The sequence below is a fragment of the Streptomyces sp. MK37H genome, from assembly GCF_018035285.1.
Taxonomy (GTDB): domain Bacteria; phylum Actinomycetota; class Actinomycetes; order Streptomycetales; family Streptomycetaceae; genus Streptomyces; species Streptomyces endocoffeicus.
The window spans coordinates 1-1,477 of record NZ_JAAAYH010000838.1; the positions used below are offsets into that span (position 1 = coordinate 1).

The following is a 1,477-nucleotide window of genomic DNA, read 5'->3' on the forward strand; positions in this document are numbered from 1 at the left end:
GCGCCGGCCCACCTTCGCGACGTACTTGCCGATCCCCGACAGCAGCGCCTGGTAGGCCAATTCGAGGAGCGCCACGATGCCCGCCGCGACGGCCTTCGCGAAGAGGATGCCCGCGCCGCCCATGCGGACGAGCTTCAGCCAGTCGAGGACCGCGCCCACCGCGCGCAGGATCGCGCCGAGCGTGCCGATCGCCGTGCGGATGGCGTCGATGACGGCCATCACCCAGCCCGCTCCCGGGATCAGCTTGGCGATGACCTTGGTGATGACGATCTCGCCGATGATCAGGGGGAGTTGGGGGACGATCGCGTCCCACGTCTCCTTGACGATCTGCTCCAGCGTGAAGCCGCCCTTGAACAGCTTGTCCAGGATCGCCTTGGGGACGCCGATGATTTCCTGGATCTTGGACTGGAACCAGTCCTTGACGGCCGACTTGACCTCGCGGAAGAGGTGGTTCTTCGCGCCGTCCACCGCCGAGTTCTTCGCACCGCTCAGCCAGCCGCCGGAGTCGGAGAGGAAGTCGACCGCGATGAGCATGAACTCCCCGAGCGCGCCCAGCAGTTTGGAGGCGAAGTCCAGGACCGCCTTGACCGCGTCCACGATGTCCTTGACCACGTCCAGCAGCATCTTCTTCAGGACGTCAAGGATGCTGCTCAGCAGCTTGCCGAGGGCGTTCAGCAGGTCGGTGATGGCCTGCTTGAGCATGGTGGCGAGCTTGTTGACGAGGGCGATCGCGGCGTTGATCAGGCCGGTGATGAAGTTCCGGATGCGCTTGGCCAGGTCGATGACGGCCCGCACCATCGCCTTGGCGAACTCGATCAGGTCATTGATGAAGTTCTTGATCGCGTCGACGATCGCCTTACGGGCGTCGTTGATCCAGCGCTCGACGGTCTCCTTGAAGTTCTTGATGAACCCGATGACCGCGTCCCGCGCCTCCCTGATGACGCGGACGATCGCGTTCTTGATCTCGATGACCTTGTTCTTGATCCAGTCAAAGGCCTTGCTGACCCAGTTGCCCGATTCCCCGACGCTGTCGTCGCGCTTCTTCTCGGCATCCTGTTCGGCCTGGTCGCCCTTGTCCTGGATCTTCTTGTCGCTGTCGTCCTTCTCCTTGTCGACGTCCTTGTCGGTCTGCTCTTCCTTGTCCTTGACGTCCTTGCGGATCTTCTCGTGGCGGTCGGTCTTCTTGTCGCCGAGTGACTGGAGCTCCTTGTCCTGCTCCGTCCGCCAGTCCTGACGCTTGGCGGTGACCTCGGTCATCGCCTTCTCGCGCTCGCTCGCCTGGCTCTTCGTATTGGCCGCGACCTCGGCGTCGACCTGCCGCTTGTGCTGCTGCTGACCGTCCCGGAAGTCGCGGTCCTTGGTCTGCCGCCCCTCCGACATGCTCTTGTGGCCATCCGTGAACGCCGCCTGGAACTGCGGTCCGCGTTCGTGCTCGGCCACTTCCGACGCGGCCTCGGGAGGCACGGCCCCCGTCGTC

At 64.2% G+C, this 1,477-nt stretch carries 1 pseudogene; it reads right to left on the minus strand.

The window, feature by feature from the left end:
- A pseudogene (locus GWI24_RS44305) lies at positions 1-1,464 on the minus strand (hypothetical protein); the annotation flags it as partial.
- Positions 1,465-1,477: the final 13 nt, after the last annotated feature.